Source organism: Bacillus sp. PK6-16 (assembly GCF_056530295.1).
Map to the genome: position 1 here is coordinate 3,991,040 of NZ_CP096511.1, position 23,211 is coordinate 4,014,250.

General features: G+C 33.8%; 27 protein-coding genes and 1 tRNA gene. 14 read left to right on the top strand and 14 right to left on the bottom strand.

Translation table 11 applies throughout. From position 1 onward, the window contains the following. Window positions 1–211: 211 nt before the first annotated feature. Both M1D66_RS20445 and inhA1 read right to left on the bottom strand, forming a co-directional pair. Window positions 212–1,579 carry an aldehyde dehydrogenase gene (locus M1D66_RS20445; RefSeq protein ID WP_025709888.1) on the bottom strand — a complete coding sequence of 456 codons (1,368 nt, stop codon included), beginning with the start codon at window positions 1,577–1,579 and terminating at the stop codon, window positions 212–214. Between the two features lie 171 nt (window positions 1,580–1,750). Next, complete coding sequence (gene inhA1, locus M1D66_RS20450) at window positions 1,751–4,141, bottom strand: M6 family metalloprotease immune inhibitor InhA1 (RefSeq protein ID WP_086385507.1); 2,391 nt, start codon at window positions 4,139–4,141, stop codon at window positions 1,751–1,753. A gap of 342 nt (window positions 4,142–4,483) precedes the next feature. On the opposite strand from inhA1, the gene M1D66_RS20455 reads away from it, so the two are divergent. Both M1D66_RS20455 and M1D66_RS20460 read left to right on the top strand, forming a co-directional pair. Beyond that, entirely contained in the window at window positions 4,484–4,618 is a 135-nt protein-coding gene (locus tag M1D66_RS20455; RefSeq protein ID WP_000276219.1) for an anti-repressor SinI family protein, read from the top strand. Window positions 4,619–4,697: 79 nt separating this feature from the next. After that, on the top strand, window positions 4,698–5,021 hold the full coding sequence (locus M1D66_RS20460; protein WP_000578884.1) for a helix-turn-helix domain-containing protein: 324 nt from the start codon (window positions 4,698–4,700) through the stop codon (window positions 5,019–5,021). A 67-nt stretch (window positions 5,022–5,088) separates the two neighbouring features. On the opposite strand, the gene calY is transcribed toward M1D66_RS20460, so the two are convergent. The 6 genes from calY to M1D66_RS20490 form a co-directional block, all read right to left on the bottom strand. Next, window positions 5,089–5,682, bottom strand: a complete 594-nt coding sequence (gene calY / locus M1D66_RS20465; RefSeq protein ID WP_000053714.1) for a biofilm matrix protein CalY — start codon at window positions 5,680–5,682, stop codon at window positions 5,089–5,091. A 376-nt stretch (window positions 5,683–6,058) separates the two neighbouring features. Beyond that, window positions 6,059–6,856, bottom strand: a complete 798-nt coding sequence (locus tag M1D66_RS20470; RefSeq protein WP_242554728.1) for a DUF4047 domain-containing protein — start codon at window positions 6,854–6,856, stop codon at window positions 6,059–6,061. A 134-nt stretch (window positions 6,857–6,990) separates the two neighbouring features. Beyond that, on the bottom strand, window positions 6,991–7,578 hold the full coding sequence (locus M1D66_RS20475) for a CalY family protein (protein WP_000172852.1): 588 nt from the start codon (window positions 7,576–7,578) through the stop codon (window positions 6,991–6,993). A 60-nt stretch (window positions 7,579–7,638) separates the two neighbouring features. Next, a complete protein-coding gene (sipW, locus tag M1D66_RS20480; protein ID WP_000767792.1) occupies window positions 7,639–8,208 on the bottom strand; it encodes a signal peptidase I SipW in 570 nt (189 codons plus the stop codon). Window positions 8,209–8,398: 190 nt separating this feature from the next. Beyond that, window positions 8,399–9,685 (bottom strand): D-alanyl-D-alanine carboxypeptidase family protein, encoded by a 1,287-nt coding sequence (locus M1D66_RS20485; RefSeq protein ID WP_000247021.1) that lies wholly within the window; start codon window positions 9,683–9,685, stop codon window positions 8,399–8,401. A gap of 152 nt (window positions 9,686–9,837) precedes the next feature. Continuing rightward, window positions 9,838–10,065, bottom strand: coding sequence for a hypothetical protein (locus tag M1D66_RS20490; RefSeq protein WP_000251856.1), 228 nt, complete (start codon window positions 10,063–10,065; stop codon window positions 9,838–9,840). 521 nt (window positions 10,066–10,586) lie between these two features. Between M1D66_RS20490 and M1D66_RS20495 the strand changes: the two genes are divergently transcribed. From M1D66_RS20495 to M1D66_RS20535, 9 genes are all read left to right on the top strand, one after another. Beyond that, window positions 10,587–11,342, top strand: a complete 756-nt coding sequence (locus M1D66_RS20495; RefSeq protein WP_242554729.1) for a class I SAM-dependent methyltransferase — start codon at window positions 10,587–10,589, stop codon at window positions 11,340–11,342. A gap of 167 nt (window positions 11,343–11,509) precedes the next feature. Then, window positions 11,510–11,731: a hypothetical protein gene (locus tag M1D66_RS20500; protein WP_000929654.1), complete on the top strand. Its 222-nt coding sequence runs from the start codon at window positions 11,510–11,512 to the stop codon at window positions 11,729–11,731. Between the two features lie 588 nt (window positions 11,732–12,319). Next, window positions 12,320–12,784, top strand: coding sequence for a hypothetical protein (locus M1D66_RS20505; RefSeq protein ID WP_000847515.1), 465 nt, complete (start codon window positions 12,320–12,322; stop codon window positions 12,782–12,784). A 278-nt stretch (window positions 12,785–13,062) separates the two neighbouring features. Continuing rightward, window positions 13,063–13,135 (top strand) — tRNA-Val (locus M1D66_RS20510). 118 nt (window positions 13,136–13,253) lie between these two features. Beyond that, window positions 13,254–14,171, top strand: coding sequence for a tyrosine-type recombinase/integrase (locus M1D66_RS20515; protein ID WP_242554730.1), 918 nt, complete (start codon window positions 13,254–13,256; stop codon window positions 14,169–14,171). 878 nt (window positions 14,172–15,049) lie between these two features. Further along, the gene (locus tag M1D66_RS20520; protein ID WP_242554731.1) at window positions 15,050–16,318 is read left to right on the top strand and encodes a hypothetical protein; all 1,269 of its coding nucleotides are present in this window, start codon (window positions 15,050–15,052) and stop codon (window positions 16,316–16,318) included. A gap of 359 nt (window positions 16,319–16,677) precedes the next feature. Next, the gene (locus M1D66_RS20525) at window positions 16,678–16,869 is read left to right on the top strand and encodes a hypothetical protein (protein ID WP_242554732.1); all 192 of its coding nucleotides are present in this window, start codon (window positions 16,678–16,680) and stop codon (window positions 16,867–16,869) included. Between the two features lie 303 nt (window positions 16,870–17,172). Next, the gene (locus M1D66_RS20530) at window positions 17,173–17,403 is read left to right on the top strand and encodes a hypothetical protein (protein ID WP_242554733.1); all 231 of its coding nucleotides are present in this window, start codon (window positions 17,173–17,175) and stop codon (window positions 17,401–17,403) included. 50 nt (window positions 17,404–17,453) lie between these two features. After that, a complete protein-coding gene (locus tag M1D66_RS20535) occupies window positions 17,454–17,684 on the top strand; it encodes a hypothetical protein (RefSeq protein ID WP_242554734.1) in 231 nt (76 codons plus the stop codon). Between the two features lie 266 nt (window positions 17,685–17,950). On the opposite strand, the gene M1D66_RS20540 is transcribed toward M1D66_RS20535, so the two are convergent. Continuing rightward, complete coding sequence (locus M1D66_RS20540; RefSeq protein ID WP_242554735.1) at window positions 17,951–18,556, bottom strand: recombinase family protein; 606 nt, start codon at window positions 18,554–18,556, stop codon at window positions 17,951–17,953. 327 nt (window positions 18,557–18,883) lie between these two features. Between M1D66_RS20540 and M1D66_RS20545 the strand changes: the two genes are divergently transcribed. Both M1D66_RS20545 and M1D66_RS20550 read left to right on the top strand, forming a co-directional pair. Then, the gene (locus M1D66_RS20545; RefSeq protein ID WP_242554736.1) at window positions 18,884–19,108 is read left to right on the top strand and encodes a hypothetical protein; all 225 of its coding nucleotides are present in this window, start codon (window positions 18,884–18,886) and stop codon (window positions 19,106–19,108) included. A 559-nt stretch (window positions 19,109–19,667) separates the two neighbouring features. Beyond that, entirely contained in the window at window positions 19,668–19,940 is a 273-nt protein-coding gene (locus M1D66_RS20550; protein WP_242554737.1) for a chromosome segregation protein SMC, read from the top strand. Here M1D66_RS20550 and M1D66_RS20555 read toward each other — a convergent pair. Genes M1D66_RS20555 through M1D66_RS20575 form a run of 5 tightly spaced genes read right to left on the bottom strand, consistent with a single transcriptional unit; the run spans window position 19,932 to window position 21,817 of the window. Further along, window positions 19,932–20,327: an adenylate kinase gene (locus M1D66_RS20555; protein WP_242554738.1), complete on the bottom strand. Its 396-nt coding sequence runs from the start codon at window positions 20,325–20,327 to the stop codon at window positions 19,932–19,934. The genes M1D66_RS20550 and M1D66_RS20555 overlap by 9 nt on opposite strands. 16 nt (window positions 20,328–20,343) lie before the next feature. Then, window positions 20,344–20,562, bottom strand: a complete 219-nt coding sequence (locus M1D66_RS20560) for a hypothetical protein (protein WP_242554739.1) — start codon at window positions 20,560–20,562, stop codon at window positions 20,344–20,346. 34 nt (window positions 20,563–20,596) lie between these two features. After that, window positions 20,597–20,899: a hypothetical protein gene (locus tag M1D66_RS20565; protein WP_242554740.1), complete on the bottom strand. Its 303-nt coding sequence runs from the start codon at window positions 20,897–20,899 to the stop codon at window positions 20,597–20,599. Next, entirely contained in the window at window positions 20,900–21,520 is a 621-nt protein-coding gene (locus tag M1D66_RS20570) for a hypothetical protein (RefSeq protein WP_242554741.1), read from the bottom strand. It abuts the gene before it with no gap. Between the two features lie 18 nt (window positions 21,521–21,538). Next, window positions 21,539–21,817 (bottom strand): helix-turn-helix domain-containing protein, encoded by a 279-nt coding sequence (locus tag M1D66_RS20575; protein ID WP_242554742.1) that lies wholly within the window; start codon window positions 21,815–21,817, stop codon window positions 21,539–21,541. Between the two features lie 379 nt (window positions 21,818–22,196). On the opposite strand from M1D66_RS20575, the gene M1D66_RS20580 reads away from it, so the two are divergent. After that, complete coding sequence (locus M1D66_RS20580; protein WP_242554743.1) at window positions 22,197–23,162, top strand: HEPN domain-containing protein; 966 nt, start codon at window positions 22,197–22,199, stop codon at window positions 23,160–23,162. Window positions 23,163–23,211 lie beyond the last annotated feature (49 nt).

The following is a 23,211-nucleotide window of genomic DNA, read 5'->3' on the forward strand; positions in this document are numbered from 1 at the left end:
AATTTTTATATTCATGAATAAATATTTATGTTCTATAGACTATTTTTTGTTTCGATCCAAACAAAAATGGTTATTTAACAAGCGTTCGTTTCTATTCTTTATGTAGTATGTTTGATTCATTTTCGCATGATACATAACGTCGAACAGAAAAACCCCTTCCATTGCGAAGGGGCTATTATCATACGGCTACGCCTACTGATAAACACCATCATCATTTTAACAACTTTCGTATGAATTTTAAAGCACTTTTTGTAGAAGAGTAACGAATTTTCATGTCGAATGCTGTAGATTGGGCTAAAATGCTTTTATAATGTGAAAAAGTCCGAAAACTTTCTTTCCCATGATACCCCCCTAATCCACTACTTCCAACACCCCCAAAAGGTAAATATGGCGTGGCAAGATGATAGACAACATCATTAATACAGCCTCCACCATATGAAATATTACTCGTCACTTTCTTTTGTACTTCTTTATCTTCAGAAAATACATATAACGCTAACGGCTTCGGATGTTGCTGGATTGTGCCAATTACATCTTCTATGTTGTCGTACTCTATGATTGGTAAAATCGGACCAAAAATTTCATCTTCCATAACAGTATCTTTCCATGTAATATCCGCTAGTACTGTCGGTTCAATATGTAATGTATCTTTCTTATAGTTTCCACCAATTACGACTTGACCATCTTGTAAAAATCCACATAATCGTTCAAAATGACGCTCACTTACAATACGCACATAATTTTCATTTTGCAAAGGTTCTTTACTATACTGCTCTATAATTTCATGTCGCAGTGCCTCAATTAGCTTTTCTTTCACGGAAGAATGCACATACATATAATCAGGCGCTACACACGTCTGCCCCGCATTTAAAAACTTACCCCAAACAATTCTTCTTGCTGTCATCTCTATCTTTGCATCTTTATGTACAATACAAGGACTTTTCCCGCCAAGTTCTAAAGTGAGCGGCGTCAACTGCTTCGCTGCTGCTTCCATTACAACTTTTCCAACGCCAACACTACCAGTAAAGAAAATATAATCAAACGGTTCCCTCAGCAAAGATGTACTCTCTTCAACGCCACCTTCTACTACCGCTACAAGCTCTTCTGGGAATAATTCATCTAACATTCTCTTAAGCACTTTTGAAACGCTTGGTGTTAACTCTGACGGCTTTAAAACGATTGTATTTCCAGCTGCCAGTGCTCCTACAAGTGGTGCAATTGCTAATTGAAAAGGATAGTTCCACGGTGCAATAATAAGCGTCACACCATACGGTTCTGGCACTACTTTTCCTTTTGATCCAAAATGAGTAAGTGCTGTTCGAACTCGTTTCGGTTTACTCCACGATGAAATATGTTTCAATTGAAAGGAAATTTCTTTTAATACATATCCAACTTCCGTTGTAAACGACTCGTGAACTGACTTATTTAAATCTAATTTCAATGCCTGAAATATTTCTTCTTCAAAATGCTGAATGCCTTCATAAAGCTTCTTCAAATTATTCTTTCGCATTTCGATGCTTCTCGTATGCCCTTTTAAAAAATATTCCTTTTGCCTACTTACAATAGAGGAAATACTCATTCACTCACCTTCTCCCACTATTTTTATCCAATTCTTTCATTATTTATATAGACTTCATATATAACAAATTTCTATTCTTAAGGTTACATTATATATGACTTTTTCAGCTATATAAAATTCATTGCTCACAAAAAAACTACCGAAAGAAAATCTCTCGGTAGTTTTACAGTATTAACGATATAAACGAACAGCACCTGCAGAATTATCATCAGCTTGTCCTACTACTTCAAACTTCAGACCAAGCTTCGGTAAAATACGTCCTGCATCTGGAATCTGTTGATTAATATACGTTTTAGAATCATCAAACTTCGGTACGCCTGCTAAGCCATCATACGTAAATGTTCCACGCGTTGGAGATACGACTTTCCAAGCTGGCGTTTTGTCGAATGAGAACGCTGCATCAGCGATTTGGAATCGTGTACTACTCTTAACTGTCGGTTTACCATTTAAAGTACCAACAATTGCTTCTGGATGAGAATCAACTACACCAAGGAAACCGTGTCCTGGATGTACACCAACCCAGTTATCTGTATAAGCTGAATCTGCATACCATACAACCATACCAGTGTTAAATACTGGACCACGCGCAAATTTCAACGCGTTATCTGCCCCAGCATAGTTTCTCCACTCAACATAGTAGTTATGGCTTTTCTTCTCTGTTCCGTTAGAAACAGCGAAACCATCTAATTTGAATTGTGGTGTACCTTCTGCGTCATCAGAGAATACCACTTTACCATCTACTGTTAATGAAGCATTATCAAGAGCGAATCCATTTAATGCTAAACCACCATCAGTAATGTAATCAAATGTTAATTTTACTTTCTTGCCTTTGAATTGACTTAAATCATATGATTTGTCAATCCATTTTCCATTTGTCGAATCTGCATTTCCACTATTTGCTTTCTCACCAAGTCTTTCAATTAACGTTTGTTGACCATCTTCTGTTACAGCGTGTACTTCAAGAAAATCATAACCTGCTTCAATCTCATATAATGACTTGAAATCAAATTTTGCATTCGTTGCATTCGTTAAATCGAACAACGGTGTTTCCATCTTCGTATGAAGATCGTCACCTTTTGTGCTGTAATAATATTGTTTACCAAATGCTGGCTCAATTGTTTTAACATCTTTATCTGGTAAGTTAACACGGATCATACCTGGTCTTGCTGATTTCGTAACACTTTGATCCAAATATGTCGCTAGACCGATACCTTTATTTAATTTCTCGTAATCTACTTCTACGATATTTGCCCAGTTACCACCGATTGTTTTTTGGAAAAACTCTTTATTTTGTGGTGAGAAACTCGTTGGCGTCGTTCCAGCGATTTTACCAGCCCAGCTTCCGCCACTCATAATAGACCAAGCTTCAATCGGCTCACCTTGACCACTATATTGTGTATCGTACTCATCTGGAAGACCTAAATCATGACCATATTCATGTGCGAATACACCAACTGCTCCATCTTCTGGTTCAATTGTGTAGTCGAATGCTGCCATCTTTCCACCCCAATATGGTACTTTCGCTTGTGTACCTTCAATTGGGAATGGCTTTGGTCCAACTGTCCAACGGTGCGACCAAATTGCATCATCGCCTAATTTACCACCGCCTGCTTCTTGTCCAACACCCGCATGAATAATCATTAAGTGATCGATTAAACCGTCTGGTTGATTTTTATTTCCATCACCATTTACATCATATTGATCAAATTGGTCGAACTCTGATAAATCAATACCACTATCTACAGCTGCTTTTAATGCATCTTTTACTAAATCACGTGGCCCTTTTGGTCCTTTATTATCATGACCGCCGCTAGCAGCATCTGCACCGTAATCAGCAGCTTTACCAGGAACTGTTAACCATTTTGTAACTGTTCCGTCCACTGTGTAACTACCACCAGATTGCTCTTCGTAATATTGTTTAAACGTTTCAATTTTACTTCCATCATCTAATGTGAATGGCTCGTTGCCGAATAACATTTTTTCATAATGTTCTTTATTAAAATCGTTAGAATACATATATCCAGGCTCTTTGTCGATATTATTATGCTTAAAGTCAGCGTACTCTACAAGTAAAACGAGTACTTTATCTTTACGAACTTCACCGTTATAGTCTTTTTGTTTCGCTGGAGAAGTTGGTACTTTACCATTTAGACCGCCTTTAACTGGACCTGTCGCTGCAGGTGTGCCTGTTGCTGGTTGATTTAATTTTTCTTTCGTGTCTGCTTTCGCATCTTTCACTTTCTTTAAAAAGTCAGATGCATCTTTCGTAAGTTGGTCCCCATTCGCTGCTTCTTTTCCAGGATTTTCACCCTTTTTGTTCTCTACATACTTTTCGACTGCTTTCTTTGTTTCTGTCTCTGAAGCCTTCGAATCAATTACCCCACGTTTTTTTAGCGCATCTGCTAAACGCTCTTCCGGAATTAAATGATCATCAACTGGGCTCGTAGCTGTTTTATTCGCAGGCGTTTCAGCAAATGCAGATTGAGTGCCAGCTCCAAATGAAAGGCCTAATACAGCTGTCAAAGCGATTGATGACAAAACTTTGAACGGTTTCTTGTTCATCCCATATTTCCTCCCCTAATAACTAATATGTATTACAAATTGAATTTTATTAAAAATTCAATATTTTTTCAATATTTAGTCACATTCTGTAATTTTTTTAATATATTTGTAAAAATTTCATAGTTAGCATACGAATATATCACAATTCAACAATGTTTTCTGAAAATATTGAAAGTTTTTATCGAACAATTTATAATTTCCATAGAGGGAGTTTAATGGGGATTTTATCTTTGTTTCATCTACACAATATTTGATAATTCACTATATAAAACACAAAATCGGATTGCATTATCATGTATTCTGTAGCAGCAATTATGACCGATAATTAGGGAGGAATTACATTTGTACAAAGATAAGACAGACGCACTGGATCAAGAATGGATTGATTTAATACTTGAAGCTCTAGATGCTGGTATCGCCATGCAAGACATCGAGCAATTTTTCCAACGTATGAAGCCATCCAGTCAGGCTCAATAGATTTGTTCTTTTTAACGAAGTTTATGTTATAATAATGACATCATAAGACAACTACATATTGATAGAAAGGTGCGCAAATATGATTGGAGAACGTATAAAACGCCTTCGTTTACAAAAAGGGATTTCATTAACTGAACTTGCCGAAAAAGCTGGCGTTGCTAAATCTTACATTAGTTCTATAGAACGAAATTTACAAAAAAACCCTTCCATTCAGTTTCTTGAAAAGATCGCAGCAGTTCTACAAATTCCAGTTGATACTTTACTTCATGATGAAACAACAAAGGAAACTAACCTAGACTCCGAATGGACACAACTCGTTAAAGATGCAATGAACTCTGGTGTCTCCAAAGAACAATTTCGTGAATTTCTTGAATTTACAAAGTGGAAGCAAAATAATAAATAGAAAGAAGTGCTTACAAGTAGCACTTCTTTTTCTTTATAAAAAAAGCGGGGGATACCCGCTTTTTTTATTATTTTTCTTCCCCAGCTTCTTGGTTAGCATTGAATGTCCATTCTAAATTCAATGTATCACCTTGGAAGATATTTTGATCTTTTCCATTATCTACAAATTCAAATTGTACCCATAGATAATCCTCTGTACCAGCTGCTAATCCACCCTTTTCTCCCCACTCAGGAGCAAAAATGTCTTTAGCTAAAAGATCTGGATCAACTTTTTGTAAGTCTGCTAAAGTTGTTTCGTATACAGGCTCACTTTGTTTATCCCAGTTCCAAAGGAATTTTACTTTAACGTGCTTACCAAAGTCTTCACCAGCATTATCACCTTTTGCATCTTTAACAGTATACTTTGTTGCTAATTTAACATCTTTAATAGTTAACGAACCGCTGTTTTGTAATAAGAACTCTTTCTTAACAGAATCCCCTGGTTTTAAATCTTTAATATCTACAAGCGTCTTAGGGTTTAATGTAAGGTCTAACGTCCCAGCTGCAAATGTATTGTTTGATACTTCTTTATCGCTAAAGAATGCAAATGTTCCTCCACCAATTAAAGCTAACCCCAATGCTGCTGATGCAACTCCCATACCTAATTTCTTTTTCAGACTCACAATCAATTCCCCCTAGCTTTTTTTATATTTTTATCACTTATTTTTCAATAAGAGATGTAAAGAAAACTATATTAGCTTAGCTAATATGTGTTCTTTTTTAAAAACCTTATGTTCATTATAACGAACAACCCTATATAAACACAACACATATTTATTAATATTTTCAGTTATTTTTATTTCTCAATATTATTTAGACTTTTCAGAAAAAATGATGATAATTTATAACTTTTTTCACACTCAAATCATTTAATACTATAAGAAAAAAGAAAAACAAAGAGGTGAGGGCTAACGTTCCCTCACACTCGTATAAATATTACTAGTCTTGCTTATTCGTTCACTCTCTCTTACACCACATTCTTGTTTTCTAGCTGTTTCACTAAAGCAGTTCCTCCGCTTTCTTCTGCTCTTCTAGCTTTTTCTGTTCTTCCGCTTTCTTTTGCTCTTCTACTTTTTTCTGTTCTTCTACTTTCTTCTGTTCTTCTACTTTCTTCTGTTCTTCGGCTTTCTTTTGTTCTTCTACTTTCTTTTGTTCTTCGGCTTTCTTTTGTTCTTCTACTTTCTTTTGTTCTTCTACTTTCTTTTGTTCTTCGGCTTTCTTTTGTTCTTCTACTTTCTTTTGTCCTTCCGCTTCAATTGCAACGTTTAATTGTTGCTGAAGAGCCTGAATTTGCTCATCAATAGCTTTCAAGCTAATTTCTTTCTCAATATAGTCACGCTTCTCTTTGATACTGCGAAAGCCTTCATTTACATATATGGACACTTGCTGCATCGACTCATCTTTATTTACCTTTAATTCTTCTTGTATTTGATTGTAAGGAGCTTCTATTTCAGTATATACATTTTGCAGAGCTTCCTTCTCAGCAACAATTTTCTCACGCCCTTGTTGCCATACAGAAATCGCCTGTTTTATTTCTTCAATAGAAGTTGCTTTCGATTTCCCCTTCATCGTTCCATACTCACGCTCAATAAACTGTTTATGTTTCTCAGATTGCTCTTTTAACGTATTAACTGTTTTCGGAAATATAATTGCTGTAGAAAGCGTCGCTTCTACTTTCGTTTCATGAATGAACGCCGCTTCTGTATGCGTCATAATTTGAGATCCTAAATAAAACGTAATAGAACACATACACGGCAATATAAGCATCTTTTTAAAATTACGCGGTCTTTTCAGCATCTTAATCTCTCCCATCGAACATTACGTTCTTTATACAGAACATTATCTATATTATAGTAAAGAACTATTAAAATTGATAGACAAATACTAGAAAAATAGAAAAAGGGCTATCCATGTGATAGCCCTTTTTATTATTATCTTTCTTCACCTGCTGTTTGTTGTGCATCAAACGTCCAATTTAATTGTAACTTATCACCTTGGAATTGATTTTGATCTTTTCCATTATCAACGAACTCAAATTTCACTTTGAATTTATCAGATTTACCTGCTGAAATACCTTTTTCATCCCAGAACCAAGCCGATAAATCATTATCTACAGCTGTAAGTGTGTCACCTTTTAATTTATCTAAAGTAGTTTGTTTCACAATTGTCTCATGCTTATCTACATTTTTTAAGAATGTTACTTTAATATGTTTACCAAAATCATCTTTATTATCTTTCTTTACATCTTCTACATTATAATCTGTTTTCAGTAGAACCTTTTTAATATCTAAAGAGCCTTTATTTTCTAGTTTAAATTCTTTTTCAATTGTATCCCCAGGCTTTAAATTCGATACGTTAACAACTGTTGATGGATTTAATGCTAAATCTAGTGTTCCAGCCGCAAATGTATTGTTTGACACTTCTTTATCACTGAAAAATGCAAATGTTCCTCCACCAACTAAAGCTGCTCCTAATACTGCTGATGTAATACCCATTCCTAATTTTTTCTTTAAAGTCATGTCCATATCCCCTTAATATATATTTGTTAACTTCCTAAACGGAAAGTATAACCAAACGAACTAGACGGATTGTTCTACTTTTTTATCTTTCTTTTCTCCGTCAATGCTACGAATAGCACCAAAAATAGAAATAGCGGAATAACCAAGCAAAAAGACTCCTGGAATAATAAGAAGTAATGCTGCTCCTGCTTTCGAATTCGCATAATTCAGTAAATAACCAACATATGGAACTGTAATATCTGCATACTTTCCAACAACATTTTCTGCAAGTACTGGCTCTAAATCTGGTCCGTTGTTGTTATCCCCTTTTGTTTCATACATTACTTTTCCATTTGTATCTTTCACACCGATAATACGGTGAGTGATAATTTTTTGATCTTTCTCTTTAAAGGTAATAACATCACCTTTTTGATATTTAGAACCATCTTTGTTTGGTTCTATTGCAATGATTGATCCTGTTAAAAACGTCGGCTCCATTGATCCTGAAAGAACGCTCTTAAATTGATATCCCATCACTGTCGGATCACCACCGCTTGCTTTTGAAGAAATAACTACAAAAGCTAAAAAAACCATCAATGCAAATAAAACAAATGAGATCGCGTTGCTAATTATCTTCCATATTAATTTCATCGTATCTCTCCCTCTCCGTTGTTTTATATTATTTGAAGTATGCAATATCCATTGTGTTCTTTAACAAGAACACAAGTAAATGATATAACGAACTTTAAGTTATTGCAATAAGAAAATTTACAATTATTAGTTATTTAAGATATATAAAAAAGACTGTGCCAAAATTTTACACAGTCTTTTTATTAGTAATTTATTTACCTTCTGATTTCATTCCTTTTGTATTTCGGCGCAACACTACATATAAAATTGCTCCAAATAATACAATCGCACCTATCCCAACACTTATTACTTTCATATTTGAGTCTTTTACTTCAGGCATAGTTGTATCTTTTCTAGGCATCGCAAAAGTGACATCTTCTGTTGAAAGAACATTTACCGTCGCAATTGTTTGATTATTTTTCGTAATATCAACTGCACCAACTACCTCACCACGATGTATTCCTTTATGATATAAAGATTCTTTATCTAATGAAGCCGCCCGGAAAATAGTTTTCACATTTTTCCCTTCATCTTTCTTAAGCATAAGCTCTGCACTTTGTTCCAACTCAGAATTAACATCTTTATTTAAATATGTTGTTTTTTGATGCCAATTATGTTTATCAAGCACCATTTGCTTCGTAAATTGACCGAAAGAATAGTCCGCCATCTGCTTCAAATCTTCATAAATTTCAGGTCTTTGAGAAGCCATTACTACGCTTATAATACGATTTCCATCTTTCTCATTTAATAAAACAAGTGTATTACGCGCTTCATTCGTAAACCCTGTTTTACCGCCAATGCTATATGGATTTTCAAAAAAATTAGATTTATTAAAAATAGACACCGTCTGCCTAGACGTCGTAACTGTCGTTCTTTTAGTATTCATCGCTTGTAAAATTTCAGGATACTTTTGCACACCCTTCGTAATCATAGCCATATCATACGGCGTCGTATAATGGTTCGGATCATGTAATCCATTCGGTGTTACAAAGTGGCTATCTTTCGCCCCTAATTGCTTCGCTTTCTCATTCATCATATTAGCGAAATTCTCAACACTCCCGCCAATCCGCTCCGCAATCGCATACGACACATCATTCGCACTCAGCACCATTAAAATCATAAGCGCAGTATTTCTATTAATTGTCTCTCCAGGTTGAAACTCAATTTGATAATTACTCTTCTCTTGATCTAATGCTAATTGTGAAAATGTAAATTGATCCTCTGGCTTTGTATGCTCCATGAGTAAAATCGCTGTTAACACCTTCGTCGTACTAGCAGGATATGCACGGTGATATGCGTTTTTGTCATACAAAACATCTCCTGTTTTTGCATCAATTGTCGTTGCAAACTGACTAAAAACATTCGGTCCTTCTGCAGGTGGTGGTGCAACTTGTTCTGGATTTACTCCAATATTCGTCTCAGCACGCAATGTCATAGGTGTCAACAAAAACAAACAAATAACTGTAATAAAAACCAAAATCTTCTTAAAATTTACCATATGACTCTCCCTTTTCTATTTACTCCTCTAACAAAATAATAAATCTACCAATCATATGTAATTTGTATTAAACTGGAAGAATTTTCACTATTTTTTACTATATCATATTTTTACGATAAAGAACATAAATATACAATAAAAATAAGAAGGAATTACTCTTTCTTATCCTTCTCATCAATCAACGAATCTATTAACTTTTGACTAGCTTCCTCGGGTGTAATCTCATCCGTTATCCCCATAAACGACCAACCTTTAGAATCGACCCACTCAACAAACTCTTGTAAAAATTCATCATGTGTAACATCTACATCAAGAATCGAACCATTAATCGAAATCGTTCTATTTTTAGACACGCGCATCTTGAACGTTTTTCTTACCATTACAACTTTTCTCCCTCTACTTCTGAATATTTATAAAGTGAAACTTTAATCAACCCTCACGAATCGGACTTTTACGGCCATCCCGACCCCAACCTAACTTCTTTGCTTTTGCTGAATTTCGAGGTAAGGGGTCTTACTACCCGCAAATAGCGAGATAAAATAATCATGTATCTCTGTTATACATGATTTTCAGTAAATTGTAAAAAGGATATATTGGCCAATTTAAATAGCAAAAATAAAAATCTCTTACCTACGTAAACGTAATACGACATACAATCGCTCATAAATTATTAAATAAATTCATAAAAATATACACTTTAAAACATAATTGAGTAAGCCATTCTAGTCTTTTGGAAGATATTATCTAAAATAGTATACTAAACGGATAAAGGATATTTGAATAAAGAAACTGAGGCCCTCTATTTAGCTGGATTCTTAAGTTGTAGACTTAAAGATTGATGTCGGAATTCATATTTAATTTCTATTTCTGTACATCATATAGTAAGAAAGAAGGTAGTGCTGTGAAAACAACAGAAAATTTTACTGACAGGGCCGATATATATGCAAAATATCGCCCTAGTTATCCTAATGAATATATTGATTACTTGCTTTCAGCTAACCAACTGAAAGGGAATCGGATTGTGGCTGATATTGGTTCAGGTACGGGGATATTTAGCCACCAACTGCTTGAAAGTGGTTTACATGTTATTGGAGTTGAACCAAATGATGATATGAGGAAGATCGCTGAGCAATCGTTAAAACTATATTCTCGTTTTCAATCCATAAAAGCAACTGCTGAACATACCACTTTAAAAGAAAATAGTGTAGATTTAGTAACTGTTGCCCAAGCATTTCATTGGTTTGATAAAGAGGCTTTCAAAATCGAATGCCAACGAATTTTAAAACAAAAAGCAAATGTTGCACTTGTTTGGAATAGTAGAGATTTAACTAGTCCACTTATTAAAGAGAATGCAGAAATTTTCCAGAAAACCTGTCCAAACTTTAAAGGCTTTAGCGGTGGAATAGATGAAACTCCAGAAGTATTTAACAACTTTTTTAAAGATGGAAAGTATGATTTTAAAGAATATCAAAATGATTTACTTTTTGATTATGAAGGGTTTTTGGGAAGGAATTTATCAGCATCTTATGCTCCGAAAGAAAATGACGAACAGTATAAAAATTTTATTTTTCTCCTATCAGAGCTATTCGAAAAATACAGTAAAGATGGAAAAATTATTCTCCCGAATTTAACACGAAGCTATCTAGGCAATGTATAAACAGCCTAATACAAAGAGACTTTGAACGGAATTAAAACAAGCTTAACCCCTCCCTGAATGTAGAACGAGGTTAGGCTTGTTTTGCATTTTACCACATCAAATTCAAATGACTTTCGTACAATAAAGTAGAATATATTAGAAAACACCTTAAACTGAGGAGGAACTCAATGGCGCATTGTACGTATTGTAAAACGAAATGGAAAGTAAAAGATGTATGGTCAATACTCGTGACATTTGAAAAAGATTGTCCGTATTGTTTTGGGAGGCAATATCTATCAAAGAAAACAGTGAACGCTATGCCAGAACTTATAAGCTTACCTTTACACTTCTTGTTCCCTTTTCTTGTTGATTTGAGTGATGAAGGTCCTTTGGATTGGTATCGGAAATAATATAACCTCTACATCCAAAGACTACTTTCTACTAAATTCGCTTCTCATCATTATCCCTTCATACATTACTCTCATAATCGCTTATACTTTCCCTTTTAAAGATCCCATAGCTCAACAGGAAGAGCGTCCCCTGAACAAATTTTATCAATTATGACTAAAAAAACAGTGATATATGTATACTGTTAAACATAAAAAATTAGCATTAGGTTCCAATTAAATATTAATTGAAACCCAACACTACTTGTATTCTGTAATTCAGAATACAAGTAGTGTTTTTTATTATGCATTTTTGCATACAGTATTGTTTTCTCTTGTAAATAGATAATAATGGTATATAATAAAATCAACGTTTTACCAATAAAAGGTAATAAAGAGTAGTGGGATAAGCAAATAACCAAAACGTATTAACAGATTTGCTCTATGTAAATCATGATACATATATGGAATCAAAACTATGAAATTATATGTAGAGGTTAGATTACTACAAGATGAAAGATTCATAGCGAATACACTTAAGGAAAAAACGTTCCATTAGATTAATGTGATATCTATCGAACGAATTGAGAATATACTTAGGGGGAATTTCAAGTGAAAACATTTAGTAAAGTATTATTAACAGGAGCTTTAGCTTTAGGCGGTTTAACAGCTATGAACATTGAAACACCAAAAGCACATGCTGACGGAGCAAGCGAGTTCTGTCGTTATATTTGTGGTCCTAGCGAAACGTTGAACGGTGTTACAGTTCAAGTACACGCTACAGAGTACAGCTACGGCCAAAATATGATTGCAAAAATCACAAATGATAGAGCTGAAGATGTGCGCTATCGTGTAACTATTGAAAAGAAATGGGCAAGTGGCTGGGGTTACTATGAAACTGACTTCAATTTCGGCTCCGAATTACCAGCTGGAACAAACGAAGAATTTTACAATACAACTGGTTGGGGTGGACAACTTTCAGAAAACGGGGAATATCGTTACAAAGTTAAAATTACAAATGCTGACGGTTCTGTAGATACAATTTATACAGCTTCAATGACACTTACAGGAAGATAGCTCATGAACGAGCTCCATTATTTATACTTGTATTTTTGATGATATCATTGATAATTGCGGTGATATTATTATTATTATTATTGAAATAAGCTCTTCGGGGCTTATTTTTTATATACAAATTGGAATGATAATATTCAGAAAATTAAATCTTTACACTATTAAAGTTTGTTGCTATTATAGAAATACATCAAATGTTACAGTATTCAACAGATTATACAAATCCTCCGATTACACGAATGAAATGAAAACACATTGCTGTTGGTAACATTTATAGTTGGGATCCCGTAGCTCAGCAGGGAGAGCGCCACCTTGACAGGGTGGAGGTCGTGAGTTCGAGCCTCTCCGGGGTCATACAGTTAGTTATATCAAGGGTTTGAGTACGTTTCTTAACAATTAAAAATGTTATGGTCATTACCAAACTGGTACGACTAAACGAAAACCACTTCGCAAAAAAATGCGGGGTGGTTTTTTGTTGTTAAAATTTGCTGTCCTTGATTTTTTGGACGATAGAGAGTTTAAGAATGTTACACCGAAAACGCTACAAAGCTATCGGGATATTCTGAAACAGTTTGAAAATTTCTGTTTAGAACATGATGTTATCAATGTCGAGGATATTACTACAAGTATTATGAAGCGATATATCTTGCATTATCAAAAGAAAGGAAACAACGCAACCACTACAAACTCTAAGTTGCAACGTATTCGTGCTTTTCTTAATTATATGATTGAATGTGAAGTCATTAAGAATAATCCTGCTAAGAAAATACAGAAAGCACGAGAAGATGTACGTATTGATGTATTTACGGATTATCACATTAAACAAATGCTTAACTACTATAGAAGGATTAAACAGCGTGAAAAAACCTTTTACGCATATCGTGACTATTCCATTATCGTTGTTTTACTTGGTACAGGGTTGAGACAATCTGAATTATGTTCCCTAAAGTGGACTGATATTGACTTCAAATATCAAACTTTATCTGTATTTGGGAAAAGTCGTAAAAGAGAATCTATTCCTGTTGCCGATAAGGTAATTATGGAGTTAGCGACATACAAAACATTTTGCGAACAGATCTTTGTAGAAAAAGGACTTTCAGAATACGTTTTTTCAAACCGTACTAATAAACAACTAACTCCTAATGCAGTACAAAACGTCTTTAAACGTCTAGCTAAGATTATGAATTTTAAAGATGTACGTCTTTCCAGTCATACATTTAGACATACATTCTGTCAACGCTGTATCCAATCGGGAATGAGTACATTTGCGGTTCAAAGGTTAATGAGACATTCGTCCATATTAGTAACAGAAAGATACGCAGCTATGTGGGGAAATGACTTGAAAGAACAAAACGACAAGTTTAATCCTTTAAATACGATAGATATATAAATAGGAAAAAAGCCACCTACGGCAATAGGTGACCAAAATTCAAATTCAAAACTAAATAACGGAAATTCCGTACATTCAGCACCTCCATTATAAATTTTTCAAAAATATAATGCAAGAGGTCTAGTTTCCTATTGTCTTTTTTAGCTAGTGTACAGAGATTTCCGAATGTGGGAATGACCTAACACCACACTAAACACTTGAACAGGTTAGCTAAGCCAATGTCATAAAATTAAGCGTCCTAACAGATAACGGTTCCTTGTTTACGTTGTTAGGAGTCTAGGTGAGAACGACCACTAACGGTTCGGCTGGTTGTTTGGTGTACTACGGTACAGGTAGCAACGAATAAGAAAGATCATATTAGGTTACGAGTAATTAAGGTTATGTCAGTAGTACAATTCCTTCCCTAAGTTTTTTCAGCATGTAGGACAAGCATGACATGTTAAAAGTTCGTTGCAGATGAAAATCTAGCGTTCAAACAGGGTGATACGATGGAAACCTCAGCAAACTCAGTTCAATTCAGTATTAAAGAACGTCTACTTTTATAGCACTTTGTTTTTTTCAAAATGTTATAAAGGTAGTCATTCTTTTGTCCATGTTTCCTAGACAAATCTAGTTAATTCAGTGAAAAGTAAAACCAAAAGTCAAGTGATTTAAAGGATTTTAACTACCACTAATTACGGATAGTTGTAAAACAAAACAACCACTACTAACAAGTGGTGATAACAGCCATAGAGCAATATATTTGTGTGACCTGTTTAATAACTGATAGAAAAATAATTACTACTGATCAAATTTATTTGTCCTATTTTATTCTTTTCCTGCAAGTAAGTGTATGTAAGACAAATCTTACAGGACTATACAGGAAAAGGAGTTTAGATATGTTATTAAAACATTCAGTACAAACAAAAATTAACATCATTGATTCAATTATGGGTAGCGGTAAAACTAGTTGGGCGATTCAATATATCAATGAAAGTCCAACAGGAACAAAGTTTATCTTTATTACACCGTATCTAACAGAAATTAAACGGATTATTGAATATACAACCAAGCCTTTTGTTCAACCAGAACAGAACGGTAGACGAAACAAATTGGATTCACTTAAACAAGCAATTGCTAATGGTGAGAATATTGTTTCTACTCATGCATTATTTAAAAGATGTGACTCGGAACTTATTCAGCTAATTGAAGCGGAAAACTATGTACTAATCTTAGATGAGGTATTAGATACCATTGATGAAATTAACATGACAAAAGATGATATTAAAATTCTATTGAATTCTACTGATGATAAAGGCACTCCAATTGTATCAATCGGAACGAAAGGTGAAGTGAAATGGAATAACGTGGAATATGATTCAGGGAACTATCAAACTATCAGAAACTTAGCTAATGCGGGGAATTTAGTTTTATTTGATGAAAGTAAAATGTATTGGCTATTTCCTACAGAACTATTTAGTGTGTTCAGCGAGGTATTTATTTTAACTTATATGTTCGAGGGACAAATTCAGTGTTACTATTACCGTTTATTTAACATGAAGTTTACGTATCAATCCGTAGGGTACGATGCTAAACTCGGTTATTATCTAACAAAATATAAGGGAACAAAAGGTGAAAACCGTCAGCGTTTCAAATCACTAATTAACATTTATTATTCCTCTCCTAGTGATAATCGAGATATAAACAAAGTAGGTGAAAAACATAACGCTTTTAGTAAAAGCCATTTAAACATCAATCTCAAAAATAAATACTATAAAGATATGATCAAGAAGAATAGCTATAACTTTTATCGTCACAAAATAAACTGTTCTACAAAACATGTTATTTGGACAACTTTCAAAGATAATAAAAAGATTTTAACACCAATTGGACTAAGTAAAAGGTTTGTTCCTATAAATGCCAGGGCTACAAATGAATATGTAACGGCTAATACTTGTATTTATTTAGCGAACAGGTATATGAATCCAATGATTAAACGCTTCTTTCATTCACATGATATTAAAGTAAATGAGGATTTATTTGCACTATCAGAATTACTCCAGTGGTTATTTAGAAGTGCTATTCGCAATGACGAATCTATCAATGTTTATATTCCTTCTGAAAGAATGCGGACATTATTAGAAATGTACTTAAATAATGAGATTTAATTTGCATAAAAAAACTAGCAAATAACTCTACAAACGCTGATATATCAAGCTTTTAAAACCATTTCCTTAAAGAAAGAAAAAATACACGATACACACTCCGAGGGATATAAACTATCCCTCTCCATGTGATTAGTGCGGTTTAAAAAATAATATTCTATATTAGTCATAAATAGTGTGGGAGTGGAACGACCACATACGTAGCGTAGCGGAGTATAGAGAAACGAGTAATTGAATGGAAGATAATTGTGATGTAGTGAGTCATACGATTCGATTGGACGTGAGACAGTAAATAGTTATTAGAGGAATGATGAAATCAATAGTATTTTCATTGTTTGATATAAATAACAGGAGGAAATGGTGTGGAACTAGAACGATATTTTTTCAATCCATATAAAAAGAAATACAAAGGTCATTGGTATTATCGCTGTATGCAATGCAACAAGGTTATATACGTTCCTAAAGAACCTGAAGGTGTTTTTTACACTTGGTGCTACTGCGACGAGTATAGTGGTGATTTGGTGGGCGTATGGTTTGTTCAAAGGAATGTATAGAAGAAGTTGACCAAGAATATAGGAAAGGACGAGGATGGGTATAGTAGCCGATCCTTTTATTTTTTATCATTATATCTTCCCACGAGAATAGCATTGGCAAAACATTAAAAATTTGAATCATAAAAGGAGATTTATTAGTAAAGTTATTTCAAGGTCTGGCATTTTTGTGTAAGTAATATAACCTTTTTGGTGTTCTTATAAATTTTTTTCAAATTGATGTCCTATTATAAAACGAAATTGCAAGTACCTCTTTGTAAGGGGCAATAACAAGCCCTAAAAAACAATCACTTGGAGGTACTAACAATGAAAACAAACGTTAAGAATGGCACTATTTATTTAGGGGAGTTTGCTACAGACACAGAAACTATTCGATTAGGGGACTGTGATATTTTAGGACTACAAATAGAGACAGAAAGTGATGGAGGTTGGTTTTCTGTACTTGGTGAAACAGATGAAAAAGGAATTGTTAAGCGTTTAATTATAGACCTAGAACCAATTGATGAGAATCCACATGAAGAAAATTATGATAATTGAATAAGAAAAGTGAATGAAAAGGCTAAATTATTTGGAAAGGAAAGGTGTTTATGAATGGTATTGGATTTAACAACATAAAATTGACAGATAAGGATGTATATAAAATACTGTATCTAAACAAGGTGAAAGGTTATCAGCCTTACCAGTTAGAAACAATGTTTCCTGTCACTAAGGCAACTATTAGAAGTATTGTAAATGGTAAGAGTAGAAAAGATTGTTATAACTTGTTCATGAAATACAAAGATAGCCACAGTGACGAGTTTATGAAACTAGCTAAATAGTGACTAACATAATCTTAATAGTATATGAAACCTCTCAGGTTATTTCTGAGGGGTTTTACTATATATCGTAATTTCATGTGTGAATTCAGTTATGGAATGCACAATCGGTGAAATGTTAAAAAATAGTATTCAGCCCTTGATACGACCGCATTCATTAGAATGGATTAGTTGTTCTTTTCTGTGCAATTGTCACTTTTCCCACCTCTCCGCCCTCTTTATATAGCCGACTCAGAAATGTTTTTTCTGCACAATAAAAGACCACACTATTAAAGTGTAGCCTCGTATTCTTTCACTTTCTTATAGAAGGTCGCTTTCTTCATTCCGATAACATACATAAATGTCACTGCTGTGATCTGTCCAGCTTTCCATTCTTTGTACAGATTATCCCACTCTTTAGGCAATTCCATTACTGGACGCCCTAAATGTTTTCCTTTAGCTTTAGCAACAGCGATGCCCTCTTTTTGACGTTGTTTAATAGTTTCTCTTTCCTGCTGGGCTAATGTAGTGTAAACCTCGATTAAAATGTTATTTACCATATCTAAAATGCCTTCTTGACCTTCTTGTATATCTATCATAGTAGTTGGTAGATCAATTACTTTAACTCTGATACCCTTGTTTTTAAAGTATTGTAGGTACTCTTTGATTTGCTGTTTATTACGTCCTAAGCGGTCAATAGATTTTATGTAAAGCGTGTCGCCACTCCTCATTGCTTTAAGCATGTTCTGAAAATCCTCACGTTCCATATCCTTTCCACTTGCTTTATCACTGTATATGTATTTCTTGTCAGTTACATAAGACTTTAACGCCTCATATTGTCTATCTAAATTCTGTTCTTTAGTTGATACACGCATGTAGATAAAGTTGACTCCCATAATTAAAACCACCGTTTCCTTTAGTTGATAGATTTAATATACAACCATAGTACATAAAGATCAATTATTTTATAGACGTACATAAAGGTTTATTTTCTTCATAAGTAGACGTCGTTTTTGGCTGTTTTTTCACCATCTATAATGGTGTACCTTTTTAGACGACAATATAAGATTAAGTTAAGTTAAGTTAAGTTAAGTTAACTTGCCTTGCTATGAATTAAGTTAAAAACTTTTAAATATAACACATTATAATTGTTTTTGTAAATAATTTTGTTGTGATTTCAAATGAAATTTGATATATTAACTCATGAAATGGAGGAGGATATTATGAAAGAAGAGTATACGATAAGTTGCAATTTTAAATGTGATGAGACTTTTTATAATGATTTTGAGAAATATAAACAAAAATTAAATAACCTTAACCCTGTTAGTAAACCTTTACATAATTCAGAAGTGCTTAAGTATGTTTTAAAAAAGTCTATGGATAACTTTGATAATGATTACATAGCAGAGAAGAAAATAGAATGGATTAAAGAAATACTCAATAAGTAGATAGAAACGACAATGGTAGTCAGTTCCATCAATATACACACCAGCACTATCATACTACTCTCACATGTGAACACATATGAGAGAGGCAATGACACAACGTAGGAAAGCGGAACGAAAGCCAATCAAAAAGAACAATCAAAAGTGAATGAAGAAAAAGAAAACAAATGAAAGAAAAGAAGAAAGAAAAGAGAGAGACAATAGCACCCACACCCCAGCACCAGCACCAGCACCAGCACCAGCACCCTCATAATAGAATGATATATTTCTTTTTTATGTGTATAGGCACACCCCACCATATGGGGAGGCGGTATTGTTTTATGGCTGGTCTGGTCACCGCAAAATATACACCATATTTTTGAAACCTTTTTGGGCTGATAAGTCACCGAGATTCGCATTCTGAGGCGATTATCTTTTGGTTAATGTACTAATACCTTACTAGCGAGGCTGTACAGCGATACAAAGGAGGGGTGGTTCAAGTTTTTGCTATAATTGAATAGTCGATTCTTGAAAAAAATTTCTGCGACGGATTTTAGAAAACATTTTAGGGGGTCTTGCTGCCATGACAGAAAATGAGAAGAAAATGTTTGAACAGATGTATGAAATGTTATGTGAAATGGAGAAGAAGGTGGAAAGATTAGATAATAGTTTAGGTGAGTTAAATGGTAGGGAAACCTCTACCTCAGTAGAAGGTAAGTTGGACGATGTAAAAAGTGTGCATAAGGGATTACAATCCACATTCGAACAGGGCTTTGCTGATATGCATAAGGGGTTAGATGAAATAAACAAGAATATAAAACAGATAAAAGGAAAAGCAGAAAGACAGTTAAATTAGTCCTTCCGCTTTAAAATGATCTTTTATTATATTTGGATTAACTTGTAATTCTTTTGCTATTTGCTGGGGCGTGTAGTCCTCTATAATCATTTGATATAGTCGCTTTACTACTTTATCAGGGTTTAACTGTTTCTTTCGTTTTTTGGGGTCTATCTTACCTTTCCCAACATTAGATAACCTAGTACCAAAACTATCACCATAAGGCATAGTACAAATATGTTTTTGATGGTCTTTCTCTATCATATATCTAGCCTTATTATAAAAGTCAGTACCACACTTATCACAGTGAAATAGCATTGTAGCATTCTTATTGGTGTAACGTGTCACAGGCGTTACACCACCGTTATATGTTTTGTTTAATCTTGCCTCAAATTCTAATTTATCCATAATAGTTCCTCCTTGTTTACTTGTTAAAAATGTAGCTAGATGGTAGTTTTTCTGCCTTTAAACGTATAGCAATGGTTTTACCTTCAGAATCTCTCTCACTATGAAAAACTGAAGCTATATAGTCGTTTTTTAGCCTCTTAATGTGCTTAGGAACGTTTGTATATATGTTCCATAAGTTTGTAACTGGTTCAAATACAATCACTGTTTCTTGTTCTTCTTTATCGTAGTAAGCCACTTAATTTCCCCCATAAAAAAGAGACCACCGATAATTAACCAGTGATCTCATTTGTAATTTGCTTTGCTAGTTCCACTCTTTCAGCGTATGCCTTTTCTTCTGCCTCAATCTCTTTGATAAGACGTTCTTTGACACCACTATCTTTTAAGCGATGAAGCATAGCTTTATTAAGTTCATTATCGTTTACTTTTGATTCCTCAATATAGCCACCAGCCTCATTTTGTAACGCCAGTCCATATTGCATAGCTAAAACTGGTGGTAGTCCTTTTAAAACATCCGTATTCCCTTTTCTCAGTTCTGCTAAAATATCTTGTTTTACAATGCTAGATAAGTTCATTTATTCTGCCTCCTTAGGTGCTTGTAAATGGTCAGGTAAATTACCACGTGTAGCGGAAAATACTTCATTCCTAGAAACAATAGCTGTTTCAAACCATGTAAAGAATGGTGTATATTGATCTTGATTAAATGAGTATTCTATTCTTGGAAATTCTTCTTTAACTTTTGGATCTTCAAACACTTCATAAATATCAGGTGCAATCGTATGGTATTGCTTTTGGAATTGCTTACCTACACCAGCGATCTCAGTTAATAACTCGTAACGGTGACGGATAGCGAGTTCTGTCATGTTATATTCATGAGAAGCAGAACGATCTTTTCTTAGTACATCTTGTAACACTGGTACATATGCCAGTTTTAAGGCTGTTCTCTTCTCTTCTAGTTCTTCTAACATAGTGTTAATGATCTCTACTTTAGAATTGATTCCCTTTGCCTGTGCCTTTAAATAAATACGTTCTGAGAGGTTAGCCCCTTCCTGATCTAAAAGAATGGCTGTCATTTCCTCTTGCAGTGCCACAAGTTCCTTTTGTAGTTCTTGTTCTTCTTGATCTAATACCCCTGCTTTTTCCTTGTAATCAGCTACAACCTTTTTAGTCTCAACAAATAAATCTTTTACTTCCATTTCCTATTCCTCCAATAATTATTTATACCCTCGTTGTTGTTTCATTTCTAAGATTTTGCGAATACTAGCTAGTTCCACATTAGAAACCCTCAAACGTTTAATAGCATCCTTTAATTTCTCATGATAATACGGTGTGAAGTCTAAACGACCCTGTTCTAATTTACAGATAGTAGCAGGATCAACTCCCATAAAACGACTAAACTCTTGCAACGTCTTATTACGACTATGCCTAATTGGTTTTATGAATCTGCAATCATATTCCATTTTGTATGGTACACGTGAATTAACTGTATACATTTTTTTCACCTCACTTGTTATAAATAAGTTCAAAAATATTGAATTAGAAACCCAAAGAAAAAAGCATGTCATAAGACACGCTTTAAGCAATAGGAGAGATCAAATCCAAATTCCGGTAACAAGGAATACCTTTCCCTATTACTATGTTTAAGAAAACATATGGTAGTACAGGTAGTTTTCTTAAGTTTTTATTAGTAGTTCTGTAAATCTTTAACTACTTTTTTAATATTTTTTGCCTCCCCCCTATTTTGGTAAATGTTATTTATCTTATAATATAATTAAATTAGTGCTTACACTAAAAGATGAACAAGTTACTTAATTTATTATTTTGGCAAGGCAAAGAATACAAATAACTAAAAGTAAGGGGATAATTAACAAAATGAAAGTTTATTTTGTAGCAAGTATTTATAACCTAAAAGTAGATAGAGTACTCAATAGAGGTATTAGCGTTATTGAAGGTATAAGATTATCTAACAGTAAAGCGAGGTTAGATACCTTTATTGATGAGTACTTCAAGAAACTTGCAGGTACATTGGAAGTAGATGAATTATATGATAAACCTTTCGTGTATTATGAAGGTACTATAAATGAAGAAATAGATGTTGATAATGGTGATGAAAGATTAAACCTTCTAGACTATTATCTTAGATTGACACAGATATTTTCTAATTTTTTATGGTTAGCAAAAGATAACAGCGTTACAGTTCAACAAGGATTTTTATACATAAAGTATCCTAATGGGAAACCTCATTCAATGACTTCTAATATGAGAACGCCTCTCTTCTTTAATTCCAAGGGTGAAAGAGAACAAATTGTATTTACTAGTGAAGAATTAAAGGAATTAGCATCATGGTTCAAAACTTTAAACCATGAAAATATAGAAAAAGAAACACATGAAATTTCATTAGTAGTGAGTACCATATCAAATAGAATAGAAAGGTTTAATTATTTTCTACAATCAACAAGAACTCAGACACATCTCCCAAGTAGAATAGGTATGTATTGTACACTACTAGAAATACTTTTATCCACTGATAAGGATGAGATCACTCATAAGATTGCTGAGAGATTAGCAAAAATATTAGGTGAAACCTATGAGGAACGGTTAGAGATATTTACATTTATTAAAACTGCATATGCAATTAGATCCTCGACATTCCATGGTGATAAATTACCTAGAAAATTGAGAGATACAGATAAATTAAAAGAGATGGCAAGCAAGTTCGATGAGTATTTAAGAAAGCTTTTTTCCTTTATACTTAGTAAGAAAAATGTAATTGAACTCTATAGTAAGGATAACAACGACGATTTAAATGCGTGGTTTAAAGAGTTAATTCTTAAATAGCGAATTATATATGTGTATTACATCATAAATTATAGTTGGGGGAACTTGA

Bases quoted from the DNA above. Each gene is read 5' to 3' on its own strand.
- M1D66_RS20445 (WP_025709888.1), bottom strand. From the start codon at position 1,579: ATGAGTATTTCCTCTATTGTAAGTAGGCAAAAGGAATATTTTTTAAAA.
- inhA1 (WP_086385507.1), bottom strand. From the start codon at position 4,141: ATGAACAAGAAACCGTTCAAAGTTTTGTCATCAATCGCTTTGACAGCT.
- M1D66_RS20460 (WP_000578884.1), top strand. From the start codon at position 4,698: ATGATTGGAGAACGTATAAAACGCCTTCGTTTACAAAAAGGGATTTCA.
- M1D66_RS20470 (WP_242554728.1), bottom strand. From the start codon at position 6,856: ATGCTGAAAAGACCGCGTAATTTTAAAAAGATGCTTATATTGCCGTGT.
- M1D66_RS20475 (WP_000172852.1), bottom strand. From the start codon at position 7,578: ATGACTTTAAAGAAAAAATTAGGAATGGGTATTACATCAGCAGTATTA.
- sipW (WP_000767792.1), bottom strand. From the start codon at position 8,208: ATGAAATTAATATGGAAGATAATTAGCAACGCGATCTCATTTGTTTTA.
- M1D66_RS20485 (WP_000247021.1), bottom strand. From the start codon at position 9,685: ATGGTAAATTTTAAGAAGATTTTGGTTTTTATTACAGTTATTTGTTTG.
- M1D66_RS20490 (WP_000251856.1), bottom strand. From the start codon at position 10,065: ATGGTAAGAAAAACGTTCAAGATGCGCGTGTCTAAAAATAGAACGATT.
- M1D66_RS20500 (WP_000929654.1), top strand. From the start codon at position 11,510: ATGGCGCATTGTACGTATTGTAAAACGAAATGGAAAGTAAAAGATGTA.
- M1D66_RS20520 (WP_242554731.1), top strand. From the start codon at position 15,050: ATGTTATTAAAACATTCAGTACAAACAAAAATTAACATCATTGATTCA.
- M1D66_RS20530 (WP_242554733.1), top strand. From the start codon at position 17,173: ATGAAAACAAACGTTAAGAATGGCACTATTTATTTAGGGGAGTTTGCT.
- M1D66_RS20535 (WP_242554734.1), top strand. From the start codon at position 17,454: ATGAATGGTATTGGATTTAACAACATAAAATTGACAGATAAGGATGTA.
- M1D66_RS20540 (WP_242554735.1), bottom strand. From the start codon at position 18,556: ATGGGAGTCAACTTTATCTACATGCGTGTATCAACTAAAGAACAGAAT.
- M1D66_RS20545 (WP_242554736.1), top strand. From the start codon at position 18,884: ATGAAAGAAGAGTATACGATAAGTTGCAATTTTAAATGTGATGAGACT.
- M1D66_RS20550 (WP_242554737.1), top strand. From the start codon at position 19,668: ATGACAGAAAATGAGAAGAAAATGTTTGAACAGATGTATGAAATGTTA.
- M1D66_RS20555 (WP_242554738.1), bottom strand. From the start codon at position 20,327: ATGGATAAATTAGAATTTGAGGCAAGATTAAACAAAACATATAACGGT.
- M1D66_RS20565 (WP_242554740.1), bottom strand. From the start codon at position 20,899: ATGAACTTATCTAGCATTGTAAAACAAGATATTTTAGCAGAACTGAGA.
- M1D66_RS20570 (WP_242554741.1), bottom strand. From the start codon at position 21,520: ATGGAAGTAAAAGATTTATTTGTTGAGACTAAAAAGGTTGTAGCTGAT.
- M1D66_RS20575 (WP_242554742.1), bottom strand. From the start codon at position 21,817: ATGTATACAGTTAATTCACGTGTACCATACAAAATGGAATATGATTGC.
- M1D66_RS20580 (WP_242554743.1), top strand. From the start codon at position 22,197: ATGAAAGTTTATTTTGTAGCAAGTATTTATAACCTAAAAGTAGATAGA.